Source organism: Candidatus Binatota bacterium (assembly GCA_012960245.1).
GTDB lineage: Bacteria > Desulfobacterota > Binatia > UBA1149 > UBA1149 > UBA1149.
Genome location: DUBO01000028.1, coordinates 19177 through 44958 on the forward strand (window position 1 = coordinate 19177; position 25782 = coordinate 44958).

Annotated in this window: 18 protein-coding genes; 7 read left to right on the forward strand and 11 right to left on the reverse strand. The window is 62.6% G+C overall.

Annotated elements, in window-relative coordinates:
* Positions 1-123: 123 nt before the first annotated feature.
* The 8 genes from EYQ35_04805 to EYQ35_04840 form a co-directional block, all read right to left on the reverse strand.
* Complete coding sequence (locus EYQ35_04805; protein HIF63463.1) at positions 124-3204, reverse strand: efflux RND transporter permease subunit; 3081 nt, start codon at positions 3202-3204, stop codon at positions 124-126.
* Between the two features lie 5 nt (positions 3205-3209).
* Entirely contained in the window at positions 3210-4304 is a 1095-nt protein-coding gene (locus tag EYQ35_04810) for an efflux RND transporter periplasmic adaptor subunit (protein ID HIF63464.1), read from the reverse strand.
* Positions 4304-6559: a TolC family protein gene (locus EYQ35_04815; GenBank protein HIF63465.1), complete on the reverse strand. Its 2256-nt coding sequence runs from the start codon at positions 6557-6559 to the stop codon at positions 4304-4306. Before EYQ35_04815 ends, EYQ35_04810 begins: the two co-directional genes overlap by 1 nt.
* A gap of 134 nt (positions 6560-6693) precedes the next feature.
* Positions 6694-7407, reverse strand: coding sequence for a two pore domain potassium channel family protein (locus tag EYQ35_04820; GenBank protein ID HIF63466.1), 714 nt, complete (start codon positions 7405-7407; stop codon positions 6694-6696).
* Positions 7408-7424: 17 nt separating this feature from the next.
* Positions 7425-8021 carry an HD domain-containing protein gene (locus tag EYQ35_04825; GenBank protein ID HIF63467.1) on the reverse strand — a complete coding sequence of 199 codons (597 nt, stop codon included), beginning with the start codon at positions 8019-8021 and terminating at the stop codon, positions 7425-7427.
* A gap of 241 nt (positions 8022-8262) precedes the next feature.
* On the reverse strand, positions 8263-9024 hold the full coding sequence (locus tag EYQ35_04830) for a MerR family transcriptional regulator (protein ID HIF63468.1): 762 nt from the start codon (positions 9022-9024) through the stop codon (positions 8263-8265).
* 12 nt (positions 9025-9036) lie between these two features.
* A complete protein-coding gene (locus EYQ35_04835; GenBank protein ID HIF63469.1) occupies positions 9037-10116 on the reverse strand; it encodes a ferritin-like domain-containing protein in 1080 nt (359 codons plus the stop codon).
* A gap of 225 nt (positions 10117-10341) precedes the next feature.
* Entirely contained in the window at positions 10342-11079 is a 738-nt protein-coding gene (locus tag EYQ35_04840; protein ID HIF63470.1) for an alpha/beta fold hydrolase, read from the reverse strand.
* Between the two features lie 113 nt (positions 11080-11192).
* Between EYQ35_04840 and EYQ35_04845 the strand changes: the two genes are divergently transcribed.
* The gene (locus EYQ35_04845; GenBank protein ID HIF63471.1) at positions 11193-12080 is read left to right on the forward strand and encodes a DUF1295 domain-containing protein; all 888 of its coding nucleotides are present in this window, start codon (positions 11193-11195) and stop codon (positions 12078-12080) included.
* 6 nt (positions 12081-12086) lie between these two features.
* Here EYQ35_04845 and EYQ35_04850 read toward each other — a convergent pair whose 3' ends face one another.
* Together EYQ35_04850 and EYQ35_04855 are read right to left on the reverse strand one after the other, a co-directional pair.
* Positions 12087-12998 carry a DMT family transporter gene (locus EYQ35_04850; GenBank protein HIF63472.1) on the reverse strand — a complete coding sequence of 304 codons (912 nt, stop codon included), beginning with the start codon at positions 12996-12998 and terminating at the stop codon, positions 12087-12089.
* A gap of 42 nt (positions 12999-13040) precedes the next feature.
* On the reverse strand, positions 13041-13529 hold the full coding sequence (locus EYQ35_04855; GenBank protein HIF63473.1) for a nitroreductase family deazaflavin-dependent oxidoreductase: 489 nt from the start codon (positions 13527-13529) through the stop codon (positions 13041-13043).
* A 178-nt stretch (positions 13530-13707) separates the two neighbouring features.
* Between EYQ35_04855 and EYQ35_04860 the strand changes: the two genes are divergently transcribed.
* From EYQ35_04860 to EYQ35_04885, 6 genes are all read left to right on the forward strand, one after another.
* Complete coding sequence (locus EYQ35_04860) at positions 13708-15930, forward strand: hypothetical protein (protein HIF63474.1); 2223 nt, start codon at positions 13708-13710, stop codon at positions 15928-15930.
* A gap of 3 nt (positions 15931-15933) precedes the next feature.
* Positions 15934-16485 carry an acetone carboxylase subunit gamma gene (locus EYQ35_04865; GenBank protein HIF63475.1) on the forward strand — a complete coding sequence of 184 codons (552 nt, stop codon included), beginning with the start codon at positions 15934-15936 and terminating at the stop codon, positions 16483-16485.
* 7 nt (positions 16486-16492) lie between these two features.
* Positions 16493-17713: a hypothetical protein gene (locus tag EYQ35_04870; GenBank protein HIF63476.1), complete on the forward strand. Its 1221-nt coding sequence runs from the start codon at positions 16493-16495 to the stop codon at positions 17711-17713.
* Positions 17713-18924 (forward strand): CoA transferase, encoded by a 1212-nt coding sequence (locus EYQ35_04875; GenBank protein ID HIF63477.1) that lies wholly within the window; start codon positions 17713-17715, stop codon positions 18922-18924. The genes EYQ35_04870 and EYQ35_04875 overlap by 1 nt, the downstream gene beginning before the upstream one ends.
* Positions 18925-18926: 2 nt before the next feature.
* Positions 18927-20147, forward strand: coding sequence for a CoA transferase (locus EYQ35_04880; protein ID HIF63478.1), 1221 nt, complete (start codon positions 18927-18929; stop codon positions 20145-20147).
* A gap of 286 nt (positions 20148-20433) precedes the next feature.
* Positions 20434-23805 (forward strand): hypothetical protein, encoded by a 3372-nt coding sequence (locus tag EYQ35_04885; protein HIF63479.1) that lies wholly within the window; start codon positions 20434-20436, stop codon positions 23803-23805.
* Positions 23806-23996: 191 nt separating this feature from the next.
* On the opposite strand, the gene EYQ35_04890 is transcribed toward EYQ35_04885, so the two are convergent.
* Positions 23997-25775 (reverse strand): HAMP domain-containing protein, encoded by a 1779-nt coding sequence (locus EYQ35_04890; protein HIF63480.1) that lies wholly within the window; start codon positions 25773-25775, stop codon positions 23997-23999.
* Between the last annotated feature and the right edge of the window lie 7 nt (positions 25776-25782).

Here is a 25782-nt window from a genome sequence, read left to right on the forward strand (position 1 = left end):
AGGGGGTGGCCGCCGCGGCTGTAAAGAAAGGTTGGCGCCTGCCGGGGGCTGAGTGCTAAGCCTGGTTGCGAGCGGCCTCAGGGCGCGCCGATCCAGGCAGGGCAGGGCAGGGCTGCCGGGGGGTCAGTCGTGGGTGTAGTCGGTGAAGTTCACGTTGAAAAAAAGCGCGTACAGGACGGGCACGATACACAGCGTGAGCATGGTGGCGAATATCAGCCCCGCCATGATAGAGATCGCCAGCGGTTCCCACATCGGCCCGCCGCCAAGATACAGCGGTAGAAGTCCGGTCACCGTGGTGGTGGTCGTGAGCAGGATCGGCCGCAGTCGCCGTTGCGCGGCCTCTATCACCGCTGCCTGCGGCTCCCTGCCGAACTCGTCGAGCTCGGTCTGTATTCGATCGAGCAGGACGATAGCGTTGTTTATGACTATGCCCGACAACGATATTATTCCGAGAAACGTCATGAACCCGAAGTAAGAGCGGGCTACAAGCAGGCCGACAACTACTCCGATTATGCCCAGCGGAATGGTCATCAGTATGATCAACGGTTTGCGGATCGAGTTGAACTGCATGACCAGGAGCAACACGATGAACATGCCCGCGAGCGGCAGGGTCGATACGAGCGCAGCGTTGGCCTTGCTCGAGCTTTCTTCTTCACCACCAAATTCCCAGGAGTACCCGACCGGCCACTGCGCTGAGATTTCTTCAAGCCAGGGTCGTAGCTGGGTGTTCACGTCATGGGCGGTAATTCCACCGCTTACCCCGGATTCTACCGCCACGGTTTTTCGGCGGTCCCGGCGCTGGATCTGTGCTGACTGCCAGGCGACTCGAACGTCGGCGACCTGTTTGAGCGGTACCGACACCCCGGTCGACTGCGAGTAGACATTGATGCCCTCGAGGTTGCCCATGTCGTTGCGATCCAGGGCCTTGGCCCTCAGCGTTACGGGGATTAAATTGTCGTCCTCCCGGAACTCCGTCGTTTCGAGTCCCGTCAGGTAGGTCTGCAGCGACACTGCTATGTCCTGGGAGCTTACGTGCGCGCGCGAGGCCCGTGCCTGGTCAATGTCGACGACCAGTTTTTTGGTTTCCGCTCCCCAGTCATCGTCGATGTTGTACGTGCCCGGGATGGACCGGAGCTTGTCCTTCACCATGTCGACTATTTCAAAAATCCTGGTCTTGTCGGACCCCGCGATCCGTATTTCTACCGGCGGCCAGGCCGGCGGTCCGAGCGCGAGCGGACGCAGGACGGCCTTCACGTCGGGGAAAGTCTTTTCGATGTGCGTCCCCATGACCTCCATCAGCCGGTCGACTTCCGGCCGGCTGGTCGCGTTCAAGAGGTAAACTCCGATCTCGGCCCCGCGGTCCGGGGGCGCATAGGTGAGTATGAAGCGGGGTGGTGGCTCGCCGAGATAGGCGGTCCAGCTGGAGATTCCTTCCTGTCGGTCTTCGCCCGCGACCAGTTCCGTCCGGATGTACTCGTCCATGGCATCAGCCACCTCGATGGTCCTTTCGATGGGCGAACCGACGGGCATCTCCAGGTCGAGGGTAAAAGTCGGCCTGTCGTTGGGGGGGAAGAAAATTACAGGCACCAGCGAAAACGCGCGCAGGGAGACGACCAGTAGCAACACGGCGCCAGCGACGATGGCCAGCGGACGGCGCAATGCCGGCAAGAGCAGGCCGCGGTATGTCTTGTAGAGCCTGGAATCGAAGCTCTCGGGTTTGTCGCTGACCTTCACCTTAAGGAAAAGCGTGCACAACATCGGCACCATGGTCAGTGCCAGTATCCACGAACACAGCAAGGTGATCGTCACGACCGAAAAAATTGGCCCGGTGTACTCACCCGTAGAGTTGGGCGTTATGAATATGGGTAAGAAGGCTGCGGCCGTCGTGAGAGACGAGGTAAGCAGCGGGATCGTCAATTCGCCGGCCGCGTCTATCGCAGCCTGGCGGGCGGGTTTGCCCGCGCTCATCTGCGTCATCGTGCTCTCGGACATCACGATGGCGTTGTCGACCAGCATCCCGAGCGCGATGATGAGCGCTGCGAGCGACATCTGGTCCAGGCCGATTCCCAGGAGGCCCATGACGGCGATGGCCGATACCATTGCCATCGGTACCAGCGAGGCGACGATCAGGCCGCTACGCAAGCCAAGGGTGATCAGCATGACCAGGGTAACCACGGCCACCGACTGGAGCAGGTTGACCTGGAACGCCGAAACTTTTTGCGAGACCGCCTCGGGCTGAAATTGTGCGACGGATATTTCCAGCCCTACCGGGTACTGGGGGGCAAGCCGATCGACGAGCCGGGTGATGTCTTCGCCCATCGTGATGACGTTGCCACCGTCGCTCATGGAAACCGCCAGCCCCAGGCTCGGCACCCCGTTCGAACGCATCAAGCGCTGGGGAGGGTCGATGTAGCTTCTGTAAATGTCAGCCAGGTCTTCGAGAGTGACCAGGCCATCGGAGTCGGGCAGCTGCACCACCGCGCGGCGGATGTCGTCGACGGTATCAAAGTTGCCCGTGGGCTCCAGTGTGATGGCCTCGAAGCGGTTGTATATCTCTCCCCCCGACAGGACGATGTTCTGTTTTTTAAGTATGTCCTGGAGCTGGCTCGGCGAAAGGCCGTAGCGAGCGAGCCTGGCGTTGGAGAACTCGACGAAAACCCTCTCGTCCTGTATGCCCACGACGTCGACCTTGGCCACGTCGTTGACGAACAGAAGTTCGTCGCGGACCTCGTCGGCAACATCCTTGAGCCTGGCGTAGTCGAATCCCTCACCGGTCAGGGTGAGGATCACCCCGTACACGTCGCCGTACTCGTCGTTGACGTAGGGGCCGTGCACGTTGCTGGGCAGGTCGCGCGCGGCTTCTTCCATCTTGCGGCGCAGGTTGTCCCAGATGGGTCGGATGTTGTCGAACTCGTCTCGTATGTCGACGTACACGATGGACACACCGTTCTTGGACACGCTGCGGACCTGGTCGAGTTCGGGGATGCGCTGTATCTTTTCCTCTATCTTGTCGGTGACGAGTTGCTCGACGCGGTCGGGGCTGGCCCCGGGAAAATAAGCGGTCACCACGGCCGTCCGGATGGTGAACCCAGGATCCTCGGCGCGGGGCATACTGTTGTAAGTCGAAATCCCGGCGAACACGGTCAGCACAAGCGCAACTGTGGTGATGCGGCTCTTCTCGATAGCGATCTTGGCTATGTTCACGGTTACTAGAGGTCGGTGCGCAGCACTCGGACCTTCATTCCTCCGCGTATCCTGGGCACGCCGGCACTTGCGATGATCTCGCCACCGCTGAGCCCGCTGGTGATTTCTATGCCATGGGCGGTGAGCTCGCCTATCGTTACCTCGACCCTGCTCGTGGTCGCGGTGTCGTCTTCGCCGGATTCAAGCACGTAGACGAAGTGGCCCTTCCTGTCGTGCCCCACCGCGTATGCCGGCACGACCAGTCGCCCGTGAACTCCGGCAGAAAAACGAAAATCAACCTTGGCTGCCATGCCTGCGCGCAGCCGGGTGTCGCTATAGTCGAGCCTGACGGTTACCGGGAAGGTTGCGCCACCCTGCGTGGCGGCGACGCCGACCTCGGTTACCTCGGCCCCGACAATCTCGCCGGGTATGGCGTCAAATCGTACCTCGACACGGTCCTGCCTGCGTATGGGCGAGATCAGGCTCTCCGGCACCACTACTTTCACTTCGGGCAGTTCCCCGTAGACGGCTACCGCCACCGGGTCACCGGACTTAACGTTCTCATTGTCGGAACGGATCACCTGGGTGATCGCCATGCGCTGGGGGGCGAGCAGGGTCGTATACTCGAGTTGCTGCTTGGCCAGGGCCAGGCTCTGCTCGAGCGATTGAACCGTCGCCTTGCGGGATTCGGCCTGCGCTCGCGCCGCGTCCAGATCGGTCAGCGACACGCTCTGCTCCTCGTACAGGTCGCCTATGCGAGTATAGTTGGCGCGCGCGTTTCTTTCCTCGGCCTTCGCCTGTGCCAGCGATGCCTGCGCCTCGCGTGTCTTGAGCTCGAAATCGGTACGGTCCAGCACCGCCACGGTGTCACCTTTTTTGAGTATGTCACCGACGTTGACGTTGACCTTGACCAGCTGTCCGCTGACGCGAAAGCTCAGTTCGAGGGTGGTGTTGGCCTCTACCGTTCCCGAAAAAGTCCGCACGCGGTCCACGCCGGGCTTCGACACGACTATCGCTTCGACAGGCCTCGCCGGCCTCTCGGGGGGTGGCGGTGCCTCGGTGCATGCGGCCGCGAGTAGAACGAGGAGCAGGGAGGGAAGCATCATTGGTCGAATTGGCATCAGCGTGCCTCCTGGCCGGCCAGTTGAACATGGGCTCTGTTTAGTTCGGCGGCGCGTTCGTCTTCTGAAAGGAACAACCAGAATCTCCCGATCTCTCGCTGCAGGGAGAGCAGGTCTACCAGGTAGTCAAAAACGGCGTTCTCCGCTTCGTCGGCCGAGGTCGTCGCGGCGTTCTGAGCGTCGAGAAGTTCAACGACCGAGACGGCGCCCCGGCTGTAGGAGCCGGTGACAAGCTCAAGGTTGCGGGCGGCCGATTCCGACGCGCTTCGTGACAAGTCTATTGCCATCAGGCTTGACCAGGCCTGGAAAGCGGCCGTCCTCACGGCCCCGTCTACCCTCTTGCGGGCCGCCGACTCGCGCAGTCTGAGTTCCGAAAGGGTGTCGTAGGCCTGCCGTTGCGCAAAGACTCGCCGGCCACCCTCGAACAGGGGGATCCCCGCCTCGATGCCGACGGTCCACTGGTCGTCGTCGTCGAGGCGCAGTCCCGATCCGTCGCCTCCCTCATCGACCACGCGGTCAAAGCGCCCGTTGAGCGAAAAAGTGGGCATCCAGAACGATCGCCTGGCCGATGCGAGCACGCGCTGCTGCGCGGTAATCTGCTCCTGTATTTCTCGTAGTTCGGGAGAATGTCCCATTGCCTCGGCTACGAGCATCGTGCGGATCATTCCGAAACCCGCGGGCTTGCTCAGTGCCTGTTGCACCTGCTCGTCGCCGAACAGGTGCATCGCCGCCGGAGGCGCGGCCGGATCGAGCGTGATCCGCGACTCGGTATCGCGATCGAGGATGCGGTTTAGTGCGATTTCGGCCTGTCGCCGGTCACGAAAGGCAAAGATTGCCGACCTTTGATCTCGGGCCAACTGGCTGCGCCAGCGGTATACTTCGCCTGCCGCGGCCGTGCCCACCTTGCGCCGCGTTTCGGCCAGCTTGAGGTTCTCCTTCGTAACGCGTTCGTTCTCTTTCCTGATACGTCGCGTGGCCTCGGCGCGCAGTACCTGCAGGAAGGCGATTCCGGTCCCCTGGATGACGTCAAGCCGAACCTGGTCCCTGGACGCCTCTGTCGACGCCAGCAGGTGCTTGCGTATGGATACGTCGGCCATAAGCTTTTCGTCGAAAATTACCTGGCTGACCTCAGCCCTGGCCCGCTGGTCTTTTTCTGGGGTGCGCCCGTTGGTCTGCGCGGCCCGGTCGGCGTCGATAACGGTGGCAAGAAAGGAGGCCCGGGCCTGCGGGAGCAACTTGGCGATGGACAACATCACGTCAGACCGACCCGCCGCCACAACCCGTTCCTCGGCCTGCAGGTCCAGGTTGACCTGGACGCTGCTGTGCATGGCTTCGGCCAGGGTCATTGCCTTGGTATCCTTGAGCGCTTCCTCGTTAATAATTTTTGCGCTTATAAGAAGGTCATAGGCCGGGACATTGCCGATATCGACGGCGGTCTTCGCGTTTATGGTAACCGCGGCGTCGGCCGACAAGGCCAAGGGGAATTCCGCCGCGTCATCGCCGAGCAGTGTGCGTTGTACATTCAAAGATAGACGCCTGGCGATGCGCATGAACTCCGAATCCGGGGAGTTGCTGGCGAGAAACCCGAGTTCAACTTCTTGCGTGCCCAGGAAGGCGAAAGACGGCAAGCGGCGCGCGACCAGGTCGGTTGCCAGCCCACTCACCTGTTCGGCCGTGAACCGGAGCAGGGGTGTAGCGATAACGGCGTCAACGTCGGCAGGTATTTTGTTTGCGAGGCCGGCGAGGGAATCACCGACCGAGACCAGTTCTACCTGAACGTTGAGCGACCCCGCCAGCGTTTTTATGCGGTCGGCTATTGCCGGGTAGGCTGACAGGTGTCGCCCATCTATCAGCAGTGCGATCTTGTCGGCGGTGGTGACCTCGCGCACGAACTCTGCCAGGCGAGCGAAATCGACGGGGGAGGTTACGTAGCTGAAGTTGGTGACGCCGCTCGTCCCTTCATCACTGGGCAGGCCAAGCAACTTGGAATCAAACACGAGGGCGGCAAAGGCCGGCTTGGCCAGTGGGCCGCGCGAGCCGAGTTCTACAGCGCTGCTCGCACCCAGTCCGATAACAATGTCGATCTCAGGGTCAGAAAGTAAACTATCGGCCGCTTCGCGTGCGACCACCGGATCGGCCCCGGTAACCACGCGGGCTGATTCGGGGTAACGTACAGTGAAGTCCTCGCCGAGCAGTGTCTCCAGCTCCTTGCGCACCATGGCGTCGACTTCGACCAGTTGTAGCTGGTGGTCCATGATGAACGCGACGTCGATCGTCCGTGCGGCGTAACATGGGGTCGCGGGTGCCGTGGCCAGCAGGGCACCTGCAAGTGCGATGGCGGTACTAAAGCGGATGGGGCTTTTTAGGGTGTACTGCCAGCTATGTCGAGTCACTCGACGGACTGGGTTGAGCGGTCACCCACCAGGCTGGCAACCATCACACCCACGTAAAGTACGCCGCCGATCGCTTCGAGTATGACCAGTGTCCTGGCGTGCGGCGATACGGGGGTGATGTCCCCGTAGCCGAGCGTGGTCAGGGTGACGTAACTGAAGTATGTAAAAACTGGGAACGCGTCGCTCGTGTAAGCCGGGTCGGCCCTGTTTGCGACCAGCTCCTGTATAGGTGCACCGGTGAAGCTGGACGGGTCGATGAGAAAGACCATTACGTAGATCATGCTCCAGGCCAGGCCGGCAAGCAGGTAGACGCACAGCGCCGCCGACAGGCGGGTCCTGGTGTCGGCGTTCCCCCTCACGACGAATCCCAGCATGGTCCAGCCTACGTATGCAACGAAGAGCGCGAGCAGCGCAGGAACAAACGCGTATTCCTCGGTACTCCCCAGGGGTCGTACTATGTGTACGATCAGGGCCAGGGTGGATAAGCCCCCGAGCGTGAGCACAGTGATCCGGTGGCGGTCGCTGTCGGCTAGCGCGGCCGCCGCCTGTCCGATCACGGACAGGAACGTGACACCTATTATCACGCTGCCCAGGGTCCCGCTTACAAACGGTTGCATGGCCAGCAGGCCCAGTAGGAGTACCAGCAGGCGGTTGCAGCGACTGGCGGCGATCCCACTGTCGAGTGACGTTGCTGTAAATAGTTTGGCCATGGGCGGTCTTCTGGTCTCTATGGGGATTCTGAGTTGCTGGCCTGGTCGGTCGTTCCTTCCAGGTATATAGACTTTTTCAGCGATGCGAAGACGCTTTCGACAAGGGGCTCAAAGTGTTCCAGGGCCAGCGTGTCATAGGCGGGGTCGAAGCTGTTCTGGTCGTATTTCTCACAGAATTCCGCGCAGTCTTTCCAGTAGGGGTGATCGCGAAAACGGTCGCGCATGTCGCGGTCCAGGTCGAGGTGATGAAAGAAGTAGTAGCCCTGGAAGATGCCGTGGTGCTTGACGATCCAGTGGTTCTTCTCACTCACAAAAGGTTCCAGTATCGTCGCGGCGAGATCGGCGTGGTTAAAGCACGCGAGCGTATCGCCGATGTCATGCAGCAAAGCGCAAACGACGTACTCCTCGTCGCGGCCGTCGCGCTGCGCGCGGGTAGCACTCTGCAGGCTGTGGGTGAGTCGGTCAACGGCGTAGCCCCCGGTGTCGCCGGCAAGAATCTCAAGGTGCCCCATGACGCGGCCTGGTAACCCGGAGCCGAACTCGATCGAGTGATGCGCGATCTGCTGGTAGTCTTCGCGACTTGCGTCGCGCATGGCTGTGAAGCTGGTCTGCATTGCTTTCGTATTTTCAGGCATATCGACTCCTCGCCTGCCCGGGCACTGGCAGCCCTGCCCCGGCATAGTTGCTTGTAAGTCCCGTGCAACCCCCAGTCCAGTCCGGCGCTGTATTTCGATTGAGTCGGTCCCGTCTGCGGTCTCCTGGCAGGAGGTTGTTTTCTTAACTGCGCCAGTACCGCGGCCTTCAGTTGCCGCCGTGCTGGTACAGCTCGACTATGGGGACAGATCCGCGCTTTGCTTACGCCGGGTTGCGCTGCGGGTGGGGCGGTAGGTTACCCCGTGAGATGAGTTCGACGAGCGTCTTCTTCCGCAGGAGGCCGATTATCTGGTTCAGCAGATCGATCCCGACCTCGGCCATGCGCGCAGCCTCGTCGCTTTCAACCCGCCCGGCGATACCGCGGGTGAACAAGCGTAGCTCCTGGCTTGCCAGCCACTCGACCATGGTGACGTAGAGGCCGATCTGGTCGGCGTCGAACCCACCTTCGGTCGTGAAGCCGGAGCTGCGCAGCTCCGCCCACAGCTCAAGGATGGCGAGCGAGGTGTCCTCGATCCAGTCCTCGCCGTTGTGCGATTTGATCTCTATGGCCCGTGCCTGGGCTGCCTTGTGGACGTCGCTCGCCGGCAAGCCAAGTCGCTGTACCGCGTCCCGAACCAGCTCGCGCTTGGCATTGGGTGCGCCCTCGATCTGCGGGAAGAGCTTGCCGTCAATCTCGAGGAGCGCTTGGATTTCGGCGCCCGACGGATTGCCGTCATCGGCCACAATGCGCTCAATGACGTTCAGGGGCAGGTAACGCTTTTTTTGTAGTTCCTTGATGAAGAGGATGCGCTTGACGAAGGATTCGTCGTACCAAGCGACGTTTCTCGCCGGACGCTCGGGTTCGGGCAGTAGCCCCTGGTTAAGGTAGAACCGTATAGTCTCGCGCCCGACCCCGGTCGCCTCTTCCAGGTCTTTCATCTTGAGCCGCTTGGGAGGCTGTTGCGTGGGGAGTTCTTCGGGCACGGGCTCTCCAGCCTAGCTCCCCTCGGCGAGCGCAGCAACCTCCTCGACTTCACGCTGGCGTTGGTCGAACTGCAGGGCGATCTCTTCATCATGCTGGCCGAGTGCCTCCAGGTCGGCATCGGCGAATCCGAGGATTCCCATGTCGGCGTATGCCTTGCGCACTCGCGGTCCCCACAGGCCGATGTCCTTGATCGTGGGCACAATGCGGCTGAAAAGAGCGGAGCGATAGCTGCGCATGAACTCCGAGCGCTCGGTCGCCTCCTTGCACTCGTCTACCGGGAGGCCAAGATTTGCCCAGATCTCGTCGCCCAGGAATCGATCGCGCAACAGGTAGCAGCCTTCCACTACAAACTCCTCGCGCTCGTCTCGCTCTTTGTCCGTGAGCTGCGGATAGTAATCCCGTAGAGCCAGCCGTCCAAAGGCAACGTGGCGCGCCTCGTCTTGCATCACGTAGGCGGTGACCGACTGTGCGAGAGGGTTCTGCGCGTGGTCGCGGATCATGCCAAACGCAGCCAACGCGACTCCCTCTATCAGGACCTGCATGCCGAGATAGGTGATATCCCAACGGGAGTCGGAGATGGTGTCTTCGAGCAGCGACTTGAGGTGCGGGTTGATCGGGTAAATGAGCTCGTACTTCTCGTGCAGAAGCCGCGAGTAGGCCTCGACATGGCGCGCCTCGTCGACCACCTGTGTGGCGGCATAGAATTTGGCATCCATGTTGGGCACTTGCTGTACGATCTTGGCGGTGCAGACAAGAGCGCCCTGCTCGCCGTGAAGGAATTGTGACATCTGCCAGGCCTGGAAGTGTCGACGCACGTTTACCCGTGCGGCTTCGTCCATACCGTCCCAGATCTTAGAGCCGTAGATGCCGATAACCTCATCCGGCAGTCCTGCGGGGTTGTCGGGATCAAGATCCACCGACCAGTCGATGCGTTCGGCGGCGTTCCACTGGAGTTTTTTGCCCTTGTCGTAGAGGCCGAGGAGTTTCTTTCGGCCGTCGTCGTACTCCCAGCAGAAGTTCGCGTCGAAGGACTGCGCGGCTTCCCAATGCTGGTTCTCGGGGGGACTGGTGTAGTGATCTGCAGTAGACATATTTTTTTCTCCTATTAATACGTAGTAAGTAGTAGTACTACGTATTAATAGGACTGTCAAGCCGACCCAAAAAAAAGATCTGCTGGTAAGTTTTCCCGTGTTTACAGGCCTTTTTCGCCTGCGACTGGTTCTACCTGCCCTGGCAATTGACCGCGGAGCCTTCGCAACTGGTCGGGTGCAGGCCCTTACCGGGCTGCGCGGTGGCGGCATTTCCCGTGGTGAATCTCAGTTGCCGCCGTGCTGCTTGAGAAACTCGGTCACCCGCGCCGAGGAGGCCCCTACGTGTTCGGGCTCTTTCCATCGCTCCACCAGCTCTGCGTTGGGGGCCAGTGCGACGATCTCGCGGGAGATAGCCTCGGGGTGGTACAGGTCGCGGCCACACAGCACCAGTAGCGGCGTGTTGCAGCCGGCCACGAAATCGCGTGACACGTTGAACAGAAAGTCACCGTCGTACATGGCGTGCTTGAATGCCTGCCAGGTATCCGGCGCGACCCCGGGCCGCTCGGGCGTCAGTTGGCTTGCCCACTGGTCGAACATCTCATGGAAAGCGCCGCGGTTATTCCCGGGCCCGGTTTCGTCGAGGCCTATGGGTTGAAACAGTACGGCCGATGCCACGCGTTCGGGCGCGGCTTCGATGAGCCCCATGCCGAATGACCCACCGATGCACATGCCCACGACGCTGAAGCGGTTCACGCCCAGGTGGTCGAGCAGGGCAAGCTGGTCGGCGGTATAAACCTGCCAGGAGTCGGTGGGCAGTACCGGCGCTGTTGAGCGCCCGGCGTTGCGTTGGTCCATGGTGATCACGCGAAAGTGTTCGGCCAGGGCCGGCACCGGGTTCCAGGGCTGCGTGTCCCACATCTCAAGCGTGGAGCGCATGCCGCCGGATGCCAGCAGCAGCAGCGGGAAACCCTCGCCGTGTTCCTCGTAGTAGATCTCGGTTTCGTTGTTTTTGAATACGGGCATTTCGTTTTCCTTGCCGTTGTCGGGCGCCGATTGACTATACGAGACGGTGCGTTGCAGCCACCCGGCGTCGGGCAGGCGTTGTGTCAGCCCGCGCGTGGGGGCACTGCTGGGGCATGAACCGACCCGCTTTCACCCAGGATCGCTTTGCTTCCATGGCCTACGTCGTCCTCGTTTACCAGCTGGTGGTCGGGCTGGCCTGGTGGACCTTCGGCGCCTTTGACCTCTCCCCGCTGTGGGCCATGAGTGCGGGCCTGTTCGCCTCCGCGCTGCTCTGCTTCGTGGCCATGCTGCCGGTCAACAACGGCTCGGTGTTTGACCCCTGGTGGAGCGTGTTGCCTCCATTCGCCGCGCTTTATTTTCTCACGCTTGCGGCGGGCGAGGGGCTGAGCGACCGACAGCTGGCCGTGCTCGTGGTGGTCGTGGCGTGGTCGCTGCGGCTCACCCTGAACTGGTTCCGCGACTATCCCGGCCTGACACACGAGGATTTCCGCTACGTTGATCTTTACGAGAAGACGCCGTTACCACGGTGGGCCGTACGGTTGTTTCTCGTTGATCTCTTTCCCGCCTTGCAGGTGGTGCTCGGCTGCCTGCCGCTTTACCCGGCGCTGGTGCTGGGCGGCGGCGAGTTCGTTGCGCTGGACCTGCTGGCCCTGGTCGTTGGCCTGGTCGCCGTGGCCCTGGAACTGGTCGCCGACGAACAGATGCGCAATTTCATACGCAGGCGCGCCGAGGGCGAAAACATGTCGAGCGGGCTGTGGCGTTACTCACGCCACCCCAACTACCTTGGCGAGATACTGTTCTGGGTGTCGCTGTTCTTGTTCGGCCTGGCGGCTGCACCCGGGTGGTGGTGGACCGGGGTAGGCGCAGTGGCAATGATACTGATGTTCGTCTTTGCGAGCGTTCCCATGATGGACGAGCGCAGTCTCGCTCGACGGCCGGGCTACGCCGACTACGCCCGGCGCACCTCGGCGCTCGTGCCCTGGCCGCCGCGGCGGGATTGATCGGGCTCAGCTCTCGAGGATCAGTATAACGATACCGAAAAGCATGACGGCCATGCCCGCGAGTTCGAGGCGGTTGCTGCGTTCGCGGAAGAATATCCACGAAGCTGCCATCGCGAAGAGAAGTTCCACCTGCCCGAGCGCGGTCACGTAGGCCACGTTCTGTAAAGTCATCGCGGTAAACCAGCCTACCGATGCCGATGCGCCGCATATTCCTACCCAGAGCGACGGTCGCCATGCCCGGCCCACCTCGCGAAGTTGTCCGGGCTCACGCAGCGCGAGGTAAAGGGTCATTAACACGGCCTGGAACACTAATACGCAGGAAAGCGTGAACCCGGCGCGCAGGAACGCTCCCCCGTCGGATACCAGGGAGAGCGAGGCTGCCCGGTACGAAACACCCGCCAGGGCGAACAGTGCGGCCGATAACATTCCCAGCCCGGCCCCCCGGTCCAGGAAAATGTTGCGCAGGGGGCGCCGGGTTACGTCCTGGCGGGAGACGGTGAGCAACAACACGCCCACGACCGACACGAGTATGCCGATCCCTGCCAGCTCTCCCACCGACTCCCCGAGAATGGCAACGCTGAATGCCGCAGCCTGCAGGGGCTCGGTCTTCCGGTAGGCGGTGCTCACGGCGAAGTTTCTAAACGAAAATGCGTGCAGCAGGGTGGCGGTGGCAAGCACCTGGCCGATCCCGCCCAGGGCTCCATAAAAAAAGAAGGTGCCGCCCGGCTTCGGCAGCGGGTGGTCGAGCCCGACCGTCAGCACCAGTAGGTAAACGAGGGCGAACGGTGCGCCAAAAGCGAAGCGGACGTAGGTCGCTCCGGTGTTGCTGAGTCTCGTCTTGAGATCCTTCTGCAGCGCCGAGCGAATGTTCTGCAGGAAGGCAGCCGCTACGGTTAACAGGATCCACGGTTCGGGCATGAGGCAGGGGATGTTTTGTGGCAGGAGCCGGGCTCGCTCTTACTACACCGGCGAGCAGACGAAGATGGGAATGTCGCGGGTGGTTCGCTTGCGGTAGTCGGCGAAGGGCGCGTAGCAACCGTCGCACACCGGCCACATGGCGGGCTTTTCGTCGGCCTGGGCCAGGCGGGCCGTGTAGCTCTTGCGCAGGCCACGGTAAGTGATGTCGACGCCCGGGTTCTTGACGATGTTGTGATACCAGATGGGATTCTTCGGCGCGCCGCCCAGCGATGCCACCAGCAAAACATCGTCTCCGTGCGGCACGTACATAAGCGGCACGGTCAGTCGGCGGCCGCTGCGGGCACCGGTCATGTCGACAAAGCAGACCTCGTCGCCGCCCAGGGTGTTGCCCAGGCGCGCGCCGGTCAGCCGGCTCAACATGACGTGCAGGCGGGTGATGATCTTGAGAATCCAGCGCGGCGGTGCTGCTCCCTTGTCCTGGGGCTTGCTGTCCGTGCTGGCAGTATCGGTGGTGTTGGCGGTGTCGCTCATGCTGTTGTTCCTCCGGGCGTTGCCCGAATGTTAGACCGCCGAACGGCCAGCGGCAAGCCGCCGGCCGTTGCCATAACCGCCGGCCCTGCACATATTACGCGGCGGGTAGAACGTGTTTCACTCGTTCCCCGGTGGCGGCCGGAACGCTAGCCGTAAAGCGGCAACAGGAAAGCAGATTATGGGCAATGCCAACGCGTTAAAGCTGAAAGAACAGCTCAGGGTCAACGACCGGGAGCTGGCCGATACGGGACATCTTTTCGGGCTTGAGAAGCTTGAGCGCAAGGAAAGCGACCCCGGCACCTACGAGGCCGTGTGGCACATACTATCTAATCTCTGTAACGCCGCGTGGTCGGTGGGCTGCAAGGTTTCCAGTTCGCCCATTGCCGCCGAGGGTGGCGACGCCCTGTGGGCGCTGCACACCCCCACCGGCGAGGCGGTGTGCGTGTCGCGCGGCATCACCGCCCACCCCGGCCTGCTGGCCGACATGATACGCAACTTCATCGAGCTCGACTACGAGGACTACCCGGGCTTTCACCAGGGCGACATTTTCGAAAACAACGATCCCCACTACGGCGGCATCCACGCGCCCGACTTCGACATGGCCATGCCGATCTTTTACGGCGACGAGCTGGTGGCCTGGACCAGCTGCGTGTCGCACGTGAGCGACTGTGGTTCGGTGACGCCGGGCTCCATCGGTTTTCTCAATCCCGACTGCTACTCCGACGGCCTGTGCATCGCCATGGAGAAGGTGGGCGAGGCCGACAAGTTTTACCCCTGGTACGACATGCGCATCAAGTCGCGCACGCGTACTCCTGACTGGGTGCTGGGCGACGCGCGCGGGCGTCTGGCCGGCTGCATCACGGTGCGCGAAAAACTCATCGAGGTCATCGACAAGTACGGGCTGGATTTCTTTCGCGACGCTTGCAAGGAGTACGTCGAAGACAGTCGCCGCTACGCCGTGGGCCGCGTCAGGACCCAGACCGTGCCCGGGCGCATACGCAAGTCGCAGTTCAAAGACCTTGCCATGAAGGGCAAGCGCGTGCTGCTGGCCAAGCAGGACATCGACTGCCTGTTCAACCTGCCCATGGAGCTCGAGATCAAGGCCGACGCCAACGTGGCCATTTCACTCCGGGGCGCGAGTGGCACGGTGCCTTTCGGCGAGAACATAAGCCCCACCGCGCTCAAGTCGGGCCTTCTCAACGGCTACTCGCACATAGTTGGCTTTGACATGTTCAACTCGGGGCCGTCGGCTTCCTGGGAAGTTGAAACCCCGCCCGGTGGTTCCTGGGCAAACCCGTTCGAGAAGGACTTCTCGGCCTCGTCGGGAGTGGCTTGGGCACCGGCGGTGATGTGGATGAGCAGCCTTTACGAGGTTTTCGGGCGGTTGTACCACATGCGCGGTTTCATAGAGGAGATGGCCGCCGGCGCGGCCACCACCATGACGGCCGAGTTCGCGGGCATTAACCAGACCGGCCAGTACGTGGCCGGCCTCACTCTTGAGCAGGCCTGCAACGGCTCGCCCGCGCGCGGCTTTACCGATGGTGAGAACAGCGCCTGGTGCATCTATACGCCCAACGCCGACTTCGGCAACGCCGAAATCGCCGAGCTCTACTACCCCATTCTCTACCTGGGCCGTAACCTGGAGCCCGACTCGGCAGGCTACGGACGCTTTCGCGGTGGCCTCGGTCACACCGCCGTGTGGATGGTGCACAATACTCCGGGCATCGAGTACCAGTGCGGTTGCGCCGGTATACGAAGCAAGACGATTTCGAACCACGGCATGTACGGTGCTTACCCGGCGGTGCCCGACCGCCCGGCCTACGCCCACGACACCAACGTCAAGGAACTCATAGATGCGCAGAAACCACTGGTGCACGAGCGCGGTGACCCCGAGGACCAGCAGATCTCCAACAACGTCAAGGCGCGTGAACTCGAAGACGCGGCCATAGCTCCCTTCGTGACGCCCGAGCCCTTGCAGAACTACGACATCATCGTTCACCCGGTGTCTGGCGCCCAGTCGATGGGCGACCCCCTGGACCGCGATCCGGCGGCCGTAGAAGACGATCTCAACAAGGGCTGGGTGCGCGCCGGCGTGGCCGAGCGCGTGCACGGGGTGGTGGCGGTGAGCAACGGTCGCTGGACGGTAGACGAGAAGGCCACCGCCAGGAAGCGCAAGGAGCTGCGCGACAAACGCAAGGGCAAGGCCGTACCGTTTCGCCAGTGGTGGGATGAAGAACGCAAGCGCGTAGAGGCCTGCGAAAACATGGATCCGGCCGTCATCGAGATGTGGCGCAGCTCGATGGAGTTGTCGCCGGGCTACGGCGACGAGCTACGCGCCTTCTGGCGGCTGCCCGAAGATTTTATTTTCGAGTTACCGGAAGCAGGCAAAGAGGGGAGCTGAGCGATGGCCGAATTTCACAAGGAAGACATTGCGCGCTTAATGGACGGGGAGCTGCCCTGGCCGGCCGTGCAGGACATGCTCAAAAGCCCCAAGGATCTCGACCGCTTTGATAAGTTCCTCGAGATAATGGCCGAGCGCGTGCCATGGGACGACACCATACTGCTGCCTCTTACGCCGCAGCTGATGATAGTGGCGCGCAAGGGCGAGCGCGTGGTCAAGTGTGTGTGCGGGCAGGAGTACGGCGACTACCGCGTAAACTGGAAGCTGTCGGCCCTGGTGCACGTGCGTGACAGCCAGGAGGCCCTCGACGAAATCTACCGTGGCCGCGATGCCCTGGACGAGGCATGGGTGCAGTTGCGCGAGTACATCTGTCCGGGCTGCGGCAGTATGCTCGAAGTAGAGGCCGTGCCGCGTGGCTGCCCGCCCGACTTTGAATTCCTGCCCGACCTCGACACCTTCTACCGCGAGTGGTTGGGCCGCGAGTTGCCCGACAAGTGCGAGTACGAGGACCATACGCTGGCCGTAGTGGCCGAGTGGTCCTCGGAAGGAGAGTAATCCACGGGTGGCCGGCAGCCAGCCAACGGGAGCCCTCGACGACCTGAGGGTAGTTGATCTCACGCGCACTTTCTGGGGCGCCATGGCGGGTACATTGCTTGGCGACTTTGGCGCCGACGTCGTGCGCCTGGATTCGCCCGACGGCAGCAGCCGCGAGTTTCCCGACGACATTGAGCGCCCGGCCCTGGGCGACAACGACTGCATGGGCGCGCTTGTGCATCGCAACCGTCGCAGCGTGGCCGTGGATATTTCGAACGACGAAGGCCGCGCGCTGGCCCGCGAGCTGAGCGCGACGGCCGATGTGTTTCTCACCGATCTCGCGCTTGATGAGCTTGAGCGCTGCGGGCTTGACGAAAACAGCCTGCGCGAGATGCGCGAAGATATAGTGTACCTGCGTGGTTCGGCCTTCGGCCCCGAAGGCCCCGACAAAAACGAGCCTCCACTCGACGAGTTGGCCGCCGCGCGCACGGGTATGATGCCCATACTGCCCGAGCCCGGACAGCCGCCGGTCTACCCGGGCCACGGGCAGATGTATACCTCGGTGATGCTGGCCCTGGGCGCGGTGACGGCGCTGCTTCACCGCCGTGCCACTGGCGAGGGACAGGCCGTGGACGCCTCCCTGCTGGGCGGCAACATGTACGGCGCCAGTCTTGACCTGCAGGCCTTTCTCGCCATCGGCGGACAGCGTTTCTGCGAGCCGGTTTCGCGGCTCGACGCGGGCAACCCGATGAGCGGCACCAAGTATCCCACCAACGACGGGTTGTGGGTCACGCTCACCATGCCGGAGACCGATCGCTGGTGGCCGGCGCTGTCGGGCCTGGTGGGCCTGGACAGTGACGACCCGAGATTTGCCACACACGACTTGAGGTGTGGCGACAACCGCTTGCTGCTCATGGAATTGCTTGACGGGGCGTTCCAGCTCGAGTCGGCAGCCCACTGGCGCGAGCGTTTCAACGAACTGCAGATGTCGGCCGACGTCATCGAGAGCTACGAGTTTCCGGCCGCCGATGCGCAGGCCAGTGACAATCGCTACATCATCGAGCTCGAAGACGGGCAGCGCTCGCTCGGCTTCCCGGTGTGGATGCAGGACACGCCGGCGGCCATGCACCGCGAAGCACCCGCGGTGGGAGAACACACGGACGAGTTGTTGCTTGCGCTTGCCGGCATGGACGAGGCCCGCCTCGAGCGCCTGCGCAAGGCAGGGGTCGTGTCGGGAGGAGAGCGCTGATGGCGGGCGCGCTCGACGGCATACGCGTCATCGATCTCACCATGTGGTTCCAGGGCCCGGTGGCCGGTCAGCACCTCGCCGACCAGGGCGCCGAGGTCATACACTTTGAGAACCCGAAGGGAGGCGATCTCGGCCGCGGCGTGGCGAGCATCAAGGCGCTGCCCGTGGGCGACTGGAACCAGTACTTCCTGGTCATAAACCGTAACAAGAAGAGCATGGCGGTTGATCTCAAGAGCGATGCAGGACGCCAGGTCATGTACGAGCTGGTGGAGAAGTCCGACGTTTTTCTCACCAACCTGAGCGCCGGCGCGCTGTCAAAATGGGGCGTGAGTTACGATGACCTCTCTGCCATAAACCCGCGCTTGGTCTACGCCATGGGCAGCGGTTATGGGCCGCGCGGCACGGTGACCAAGCCGTCTTTCGATCTCACGGTGCAGGCATTGATCGGCGTGATGACCCGCCTGGGCGAGCCCGGTCAGCCGCCTATCTACCTTGGCATGGGTTCGGGCGACGCCATGGGTGGCTTGATGGCGGCCTTCGGTATCACCACCGCCCTCTGGGCCCGCGAGAAGACCGGCCGTGGGCAGTTTCTCGACGCGTCGCTCTACGGTGCGCAGTTGTTCATGGCCGCGCCCACGATGCAGGCGTGGCTGGCGACGGCCAGTGACAGGTTCTCGCGGCAGGTGTCGCGCAGCCATGCACGCAATCCGACCTGGAATACTTATCGTGCCTCGGACCGTTGGCTGGTCGTTTGCGTGCACAACGACGACGGGCAGTGGGCGAAGCTGGCCGGTGCACTAGGCGATGACGTGCTGGCCGCTGACGCGCGTTTTACGACTGAAGCCGCACGCGGCGAAAACAATGTCGAGCTGGTGGCCGAACTCGACCGCGTGCTGGTGGGCGACACGGCTGAGAACTGGGTCGAGAGGCTCGCAGAGACCGGGCTGCACGCGGGCGTGGTGTGCACGCTGGCCGAGCTGGCCGAGGACGAGGGCGCCTGGGCCAACGACTATCTCGCGCGCACCCACTGCAACGAGGTCAATCGCGAGGTGATGCTGCGCGGCCTGCCCCTGGGCTTGCGTGGTACCCCGGGCACGATCAACACGCTGGGCCCCGAGCTGGGACAGGACACCGAGTTGATACTGTTCGAAACCCTGGGCTACGACTGGGATCGCATCGGCGAGCTCAAGTCGTCGGGCGCCATACTCTAGGAATGCCGGCCGTGGGCGCAGGCAGTACACAGAAACCCGGTGCCCTCGACGGCCTGCGGGTGCTCGACCTGGGCAGCATGATGGCTGCGCCTTACGCGGCCACGCTGCTGGGCGATCTCGGCGCCGACGTCATCAAGGTCGAGGCCCACCGCGGCGACGACAGCCGCTACCTCGGTCCCGAGCGTGACGGTGAACACACGCCTTTTCTTGCCATCAACCGCAACAAGCGCAGCCTTCTGCTCGACCTGCGGCAGGACGAAGCCCGGCCGGTGTTCGAGCGGCTGTTGGCCACCACCGACGTGCTCATCACCAACGTGCGGGAGCCCGCCCTGTCGCGGCTCGGCCTTGCCTACGAGCAGGTCAAGGCCCATCGCGACGACGTCATCTGGGCGGGGGTTACAGCTTTTGGCCCCGACGGTCCTTACGCGGGCCGACCCGGCATAGACTTCCTGGCCCAGGGCTACGCGGGGATGATTTCCCTGAACGGTCAACCTGGCTCTGAGCAGGCGAGGGTAACCATACCGGTGGTGGACGTGATGACCTCGGAGCTGGTGGTCACCGGTGTGCTGGCGGCGTTGCTGGTGCGCGAGCGCACGGGTGAGGGACAGCGCGTTGACGTGTCGTTGCTCGACGCGTTGGCGCACGCGCAGTCGCCGGGCCTGGCGGTGTGGAACGTTGCGGGCGAAGTGACGCCGCGCACGGGCAACGCCAGCCAGTACTTTGCCCCCTCGGGCATCTACCCGACCCTCGATGACAGCCACGTTGTAATCACCTGCCCCGCCGACAAGTTCTTTGCCAACCTGTGCAGCGCGCTCGAAGTCGACTGGCACGAGCAGTCGCGCTTCGCGTCGGTGAACGATCGCCTGGCCAACGCTGGTGAGCTCGACGAGTTGGTCGCATCGCGCACCCGGACATTTGATCGCGAGGAGTTGGTCGAGCGCCTGGTGGCGGCCGACGTTCTCACCGCGCCCATAAAGACCATTGACGAGGTCAGCAGCGACCCGCAGCTAAGGCACAACGGCATGCTGGCCGAGGTGGAGCACGCCACGCTGGGCCCGGTGACGGTGACCGGTGTGCCGGTCAAGCTGGGGTCTACCCCCGGCTCGGTGCGCCTGGCGCCGCCCGTGCACGGCCAGCACACACGCGAACTGCTGGCGGAGCTGGGTTACGACGCCGACGCGGTCGAGCAGTTGCTGTCTTCGCGCGCTGCCGGCGCTGCCTGAGCGCTTACGGGCCGACTGCGCGCGGCCGCCTTGCTGCAAACCCTGGTTGTCGGTAGCCCCCGATCGAGGCGGCGCCAGGCTAAGCCGGGTATGGGGCAAGCTGCGGCTCCACCGACTCGGTGGTCGCCACCAGCGGGCTTAAAGTGGCGGGGGAGGTCAGATAATCCGGGCATGACTCTTGCGTCAACACACTAAAGCGGTCGATTATTGAAGCAGGCTGCTGTTTACCAGTCGCTGTCGTAACAAAGGGGGGTCCTTCGTGCGGCAAGGCCACGGAAGAAAGCTGATGAAACTTGTTTTGCCCGCCCGTACTTCTTCGCACGGCGATGTCCGCTTGCCGATGCTGCTTGCTACCTGCCTGCTTGCGACGGCCGTAATAGCCGAACCCGTGTCGGCCGGCGTGTTGAGGCCGCAGCAGTCCTGTCAGAAAACCGTATCGAAGAGCGGCCGCAAGTATCTCTCATCGGTGGTCAAGACTCTGTCGAAGTGTCGCGAGTCTGAGTTGTCTGGCAAGCAGACCGCGGCCTGCGACGAGGCAAGGACCACCGGCAGGCTTCAGAAAGCCGCTGACAAGTTAGCGGCGAAGATAAGCAAGGGTTGTGGAGGGCTCTCTACAGCTGAGCTGGCCGACCCGAGACCACGGGGGTTGGCGTTTGGCAGCCTCGTGTCATTGCTGTCGGGGCAGCAGGCCGAGCACGAGAGACTGGCCCGTCACCTGGTCGACCTGGTCTACGGGCAACCTGACCCTGCCCAGCCGGCTTACGGTAAGGAGGCGATGTCCTGCCAGAAAACCCTGGGCAAGGGAACGGCCAAGCAGCTTAAGAACGCGATCAAGGGTCTTGGTTCACGCTGCGCAGACCGGGTGGACAGGGGTGGCACCGTCGAGGGCGACGCTTTTCGCTCGGTAGAGGGCTGCCTGCAGACGGCAGCCGATGCGCTGGCTTCGTATGCGGAACGCGGGGCTGCAAAAATTTCAAAGAGATGCGACGACCAGGCTGTCGCGGGCTTGCGTGCCTGCGGGCACGCGGGTGGCTCGGCTGGGCAGACCATGGCGGGGTTAACCGGCTGCCTGTTCGACAGGGCCGTGGGCGTAGCCGCCTCGGCGCTCGAACTGGAGCACGCCAGCGGTGGTTCGCTGGTCAAGGGAGCACTGGGGGTTGCCGACGTCGCTGGCGAGGGCGACACCCTGCGGGCTGCAGACGCTACCGTGCTGCTTGTTGATCCAGGCAGCGCAGATACGATCCTGGTGTCGGGTGAGACTGACTCCTCCGGGCAGTTCAGCTTCAACGTCCAGGCCTACCGCAGTTATCGCCTGTGCTGGGAAAAGGAAGGTCAACAGTCCTGCGCCGCAGAAGATTTCGAAGCCACGCGGGGGTCGCTGAACTTGCCGGACCAGGACCTCACCGCTCCGCGTGGGGCCGGGAGCACGTTAGTATACGGCAAGGTTCTCAGGGCCGACGGGACCGCCTGTTACCGGCGTTACAACGGTAGCGACCCCACTTTTCGTGGAGGTGCTTCGCTGCTGGCGGTAACAGGTGGACAAGTCGCAGCGCGGGTAGAGGTGGGATCTGACGGGTCTTACATGCTTCTCGCACCGTCGGCGGGCGACTATATCGTGGTGGCCGACTGCGGAGACGAGACCTCTACCGCGGCCGTGTCCGCGGCGGGTGGCAGCGGGGTACTGAGAGAGGACCTGCGCATGATCAACGCCGGCCCGGTACCGGGGAGCCTGGTCGTGACCGATTCCGACGGCAACCTTATTACCGATCCCTTGCAGGTATCCGAAGGTGACGAGTTGTTTGTCCAGGTTGACTTCGGAAGCGCCACCCCGGGCGACCTCGAGTACCACTGGACGGTGACCAGGGGAGAGGGCGAGGTGCTCTCGCCGGCCGGCCCCGGGCGGTCGTCGCAGGCTTGTATCGATCCGTTGCTCGGCGATTTTGCCAAGTGGATTCCCAAGGGAATCGGCAAGATCCAGCAGCTCGTGGTATCGGCGAAAAACAATTACGGCGGCTTGTCCAGTGCGGCGATAACTTTCGGACCGCTTGATCCCAGCGAGCTCTTTGTTTACGACCCCTGCCTTTTCGAGCTGAAGGACGAAGACACGCTGTGCGGTGACGGTTACAATGTCAGCGGCGGCAATAACGTGCCTGAGCCGGCGGGCGGCCGTAAAGAATTTCTCACCGAGAAATACCGTGGTAGTTCCAACAGTAAGAACGACGCCTGCCTGTACTACAACCTGGTAGACCCGGACTGCGTGGACCTGGACTGTGACGGTGCGCTCGATCCGGGCAGCGACCCCGACGGAAAGTGCAGCCGCCTGACGCTCGGCGACTGGTGGACAAAAAACGGCTTCGACCCGGTGACCGGGCTGGGCACGGACGTCGTCAGTGCCTGGTACCTGAACAGCAACGACCTGGGCTTCGGCCGCGAGATGCAATGCCGGGTAACCTCTTACAGCCCCTACCTGCTGGCGAAAATATTGACCGGGGCGAGCGGGCTGGCTCTGCCCAGTTCAGGCCGAGACGCTGATTATCCGTACCCCATGGCGGGCGACTTGTACCTGGACCACACCTGGCTGGAGAACCTTAGCCTGGAGGCACCCGATTACGTGAAACTGTTCAGGGGCTTTCCGGCCACGGTGGCCTGCTACGTGGTCAATTACACCACCGATTTCTGTAACAACTACCCCACCAACCTGGCAGCGAATGCGGATTTTGCCTACGAGGGGCAGCAGCAGATAGAGGCCAACCCTGGGGTGAATCCCACCCACGCGTACGGCACGGTGGCCATGGAGTTCAGCCCGGTAGAGGGCTTCGGCGAGCTGGGGCCGGTGACCAAGTTCTACGTCTACGACGGTCGCACCGCCTCGGGGACGCGCCTGGGTGCTGCCAATCTTGATGGCTGCGGCGCGAAGAGCGTACCCGAAGTCTGCATGTCCTGTCACGGCGGATCCTGGCCGGGCGACGGTAACCAGGGTGCTGAATTGGACGCGATAATTGCTGGCCTGACCGACAATGTGAACTGCGAGCTGGCGGGCATAGGTATTACCACACCGGGCGACATCGCGGATCCGGCGTGGATCAAGCGCCGCGACCTGCTGGCCAAAATCACACCTGACGGAGACAATTACTCGAGCTTCCTGCCCTTTGATCCCAAGACCTACGTGTTTCCCCCGGGCCATCTGGCTGTCGCCAGTGAAGCCGAGCAGGAAGACAACATGAGGGCGCTCAACGAGATGGTGAAATACACCGAGCCGAGGCTGCCGATAGAGGAACTGGTTAAGGGCTGGTACACCAACAACTTCAGCTCGGGAAACTTTACGCCCTGGAGGCCGGAAAGTTGGGACAACGCCCCCGGTACCCCGGAAAACGAGGCTGATTTTTACGACAACGTGTACGCGGTGTCGTGCCGTGGCTGCCACGTGGCGCACTACTCTTTTGAAGACCCTTCGGACTTTCCCGGTTCAGCCCGGATCTGCAAAGATGGAAACGGTGTGGCGGGCGGTTACGACCCGACCATGGCCCACGCCAAGCTCACCTACCAGAACTTCTGGCGCGAGGAGTTTCCCCAGGGTAACGCGCTGACATCTGCGCTGGAATCGCTGGAGGACTACTTCCAGCTCAAGAACAATGACCCGAGCTTCAGTTGTGACTGAAATGTCGTCGCGGCGCTGGGCCTGGCCGTACTCTGCCCAGCCCGCCCTCGACGCGAGCATCGCGGCTTTCTCATCGGGTCGGATCCACCCTGTTGTTTTTTCTGCAGGTGGGTATTTATTTTCGCAAAATGCGAGTGACGAAGGTATGCGAGGTGGCGATTGACGCGGACGGGGTGATGGCGAGCTGCTTTTCAGACTATCTCCTCGTCGCTGTCGCCCGGGGTGGAAATGGGCAGCGTGAGGGCGAAGCGCGCCCCTGCTGTTTGAAGATTCTCTCCGCTTATCTTGCCCCCGTGCGCCTCGACGATACGCTTTACTATCGCGAGCCCCAGTCCCAGCCCGCCTTCGCGCTGACTGACGAAGGGCGTGAACAGGGCACCCAGCAGGTCGGGGGGTATGCCCGGGCCGTCGTCGGTCACGGCAATCTCAAGCTCATCGCCCAGGCGGCGGGTGGAGATCAACACTGACGAACCAGGCGTACTTACCTGTAGCGAGTTCATGGTGAGGTTGAGCAGCACCTGGAACAGCTGCCCGGCATCGCACCTGGTCTCGGGCAACGACGGGGCCAGGTCGGCCGAAAGAGAGACCTTTCTCGCCCGCGCCTCGGTAGAAAGAAAACCAGTGGCCCGTTCGACGATGGCGTTGATCGACGCGGGTGATTTTTTGAGCGGGGTGGGGCGCGCCAGGTTGAGCAGTTCATCCACAGTTAAATTCAGACGATCGGATTCTCCCTGTATGAAACGAGAGAACTCCTGGGCCTCCTTGTCGTCTGCCTTCAGCGCCCGCCTTTCGAGCAGTTGCGCAGAGTTCTTTATGATGCCCAGGGGGGTACGGATTTCGTGCGCTATGCCGGCCGCAAGTTCCCCCAGGAAGGCGAGCTTGGATGATTGCACCAGTTCGTCGTGGGCGGCGGTCACGTTTTCGACCATGGCCTGAAAGGAACGGGCCAGCTCACCCACCTCGTCGTTGCTGTCCGGGTCGGGGACGGCCTCCAGTGTGCCTTCCCTGGCTATGCGCTGGGTGACCAGGGTAAGCTCCTTGATTGGCCGTGCGACGCTTTCGGCCAGGGCCCAGGCCATGGCTATGCCCAGTACGATGGCCGCCAGTACCAGCAGCACTATGTAATTGCGCGCCCTGGTCAGGGGCAGGAAGGCCAGCTGTTCGGGCAGCGAAGCAACAACCGTCCAGTCCAGTCGTGGCAGTGCCCTGTAAGCCTGCAGGGGGAGTCGGCTCACGAGCAGTTCCTCTCCGGCCGGGTCAACAGCCGAATAGATCTGCTCATCGTCGTGCTCGTGTTTGCCGCCTTTGATCAGCTGATTCTCCCAGAGGGGAAGCGAGTCGCCGAGCAGGGCACGGTTTGAGCCAGCCAGTATCTCCAGGTCGGCGTTGAGCAGCAGTAGCTCCACCGGGGCTGAGTCTCTGCGCGGACGCACGATGGTGTCGAGCGCGGCGCGGTCCAGCATCGCCACGAGTAGCGCTCCATTTTTGCTCCCCAGCAGGGGGGAAGCGATGCCAACGTAAAAAGTTTGGTGCTCTTCGGACCATGCCACTGCCGGTCGCGGGCGTTGGTGGGCGTCCAGGAACCGTTTGCCCAGGCCGGGGTAAGTAAGGCCCCGATGCTCGGGCCAGCTCGACGCCAGGCAGACGTCGTTGCCGTCGAGTACCAGCACGTCAAGATACACGGCGTAGTTACGGGTCAGCTGCTCGAGAAAATGTGCCAACTCGGGTTGGTCCTCGGTGCGAGTGGAGTTAGTGAGTCCGAGGCTTGCCCAGGTCTTGACGTTCTGCAGTTGGCCGGCCAGCAGTTCCTGCAGGGCCGCCCGGGTAATGGCGGCCGAGTCCTTGAGCTGCAGCGACAGGACGGGGCGAAGCTCGGAGGTGACGCGCAGGCCAAGAAGTCCGTACAGCAGGGCGGATCCCACGAGCAGGCCCGCGGTGTAAGAAGCGATTCGAGTACGTATCGATCTCATTAGATTA

Excerpts from the sequence above, each read along its gene's own strand:
- EYQ35_04845 (HIF63471.1), top strand. The coding sequence starts at position 11,193 with ATGAACCGACCCGCTTTCACCCAGGATCGCTTTGCTTCCATGGCCTAC.
- EYQ35_04850 (HIF63472.1), bottom strand. The coding sequence starts at position 12,998 with ATGCCCGAACCGTGGATCCTGTTAACCGTAGCGGCTGCCTTCCTGCAG.
- EYQ35_04860 (HIF63474.1), top strand. The coding sequence starts at position 13,708 with ATGGGCAATGCCAACGCGTTAAAGCTGAAAGAACAGCTCAGGGTCAAC.
- EYQ35_04875 (HIF63477.1), top strand. The coding sequence starts at position 17,713 with ATGGCGGGCGCGCTCGACGGCATACGCGTCATCGATCTCACCATGTGG.
- EYQ35_04855 (HIF63473.1), bottom strand. The coding sequence starts at position 13,529 with ATGAGCGACACCGCCAACACCACCGATACTGCCAGCACGGACAGCAAG.
- EYQ35_04865 (HIF63475.1), top strand. The coding sequence starts at position 15,934 with ATGGCCGAATTTCACAAGGAAGACATTGCGCGCTTAATGGACGGGGAG.
- EYQ35_04885 (HIF63479.1), top strand. The coding sequence starts at position 20,434 with ATGAAACTTGTTTTGCCCGCCCGTACTTCTTCGCACGGCGATGTCCGC.
- EYQ35_04825 (HIF63467.1), bottom strand. The coding sequence starts at position 8,021 with ATGCAGACCAGCTTCACAGCCATGCGCGACGCAAGTCGCGAAGACTAC.
- EYQ35_04820 (HIF63466.1), bottom strand. The coding sequence starts at position 7,407 with ATGGCCAAACTATTTACAGCAACGTCACTCGACAGTGGGATCGCCGCC.
- EYQ35_04880 (HIF63478.1), top strand. The coding sequence starts at position 18,927 with ATGCCGGCCGTGGGCGCAGGCAGTACACAGAAACCCGGTGCCCTCGAC.
- EYQ35_04890 (HIF63480.1), bottom strand. The coding sequence starts at position 25,775 with ATGAGATCGATACGTACTCGAATCGCTTCTTACACCGCGGGCCTGCTC.
- EYQ35_04815 (HIF63465.1), bottom strand. The coding sequence starts at position 6,559 with ATGGACCACCAGCTACAACTGGTCGAAGTCGACGCCATGGTGCGCAAG.
- EYQ35_04835 (HIF63469.1), bottom strand. The coding sequence starts at position 10,116 with ATGTCTACTGCAGATCACTACACCAGTCCCCCCGAGAACCAGCATTGG.
- EYQ35_04810 (HIF63464.1), bottom strand. The coding sequence starts at position 4,304 with ATGCCAATTCGACCAATGATGCTTCCCTCCCTGCTCCTCGTTCTACTC.
- EYQ35_04840 (HIF63470.1), bottom strand. The coding sequence starts at position 11,079 with ATGCCCGTATTCAAAAACAACGAAACCGAGATCTACTACGAGGAACAC.